Source organism: Thermococcus sp. Bubb.Bath (assembly GCF_012027595.1).
Classification (GTDB): domain Archaea; phylum Methanobacteriota_B; class Thermococci; order Thermococcales; family Thermococcaceae; genus Thermococcus.
Genome location: NZ_SNUR01000068.1, coordinates 1 through 389 on the forward strand (window position 1 = coordinate 1; position 389 = coordinate 389).

General features: G+C 49.4%; 1 pseudogene. It reads right to left on the reverse strand.

Annotated features, from left to right (window positions below):
- Window positions 1-346, reverse strand: a pseudogene (locus E3E29_RS11540) (hydrogenase); the annotation flags it as partial.
- Between the last annotated feature and the right edge of the window lie 43 nt (window positions 347-389).

Genomic DNA, 389 nt, shown 5'->3' on the forward strand with positions numbered 1-389 from the left:
TTACTGGATCGTCTTTGGGTACTCTAACATCGACGAGCAGTGAGACTGCTGGAGCATTGTCGTAGTGCAGGAGGATGTGGCTCATATAGCCTATCTCTTCCCCGTAGTCCTGCTCTATTCCTATCGAATAGTGGGCCTCTGGGTCGAGTTCAAGGAGGAACTTCATGAGCGCTTTGTAGTCTTCTCGTGGAACGATCACCCAGACGCGCTTCCTTCCCCACTTGTTCTCCCGTATCTCCACGTGAGCATTGGGGAAACGGCTCTTTATGGTCTCAGCGACAGTATCTTCCTTGGTTGGTTCTCTAACATTATCAACATTCTCCATGATTCTGTTATCATCAGCCATCACTCTTCACCCTCCGGAACTTCGCCTTTCAGGATTTTAGCCA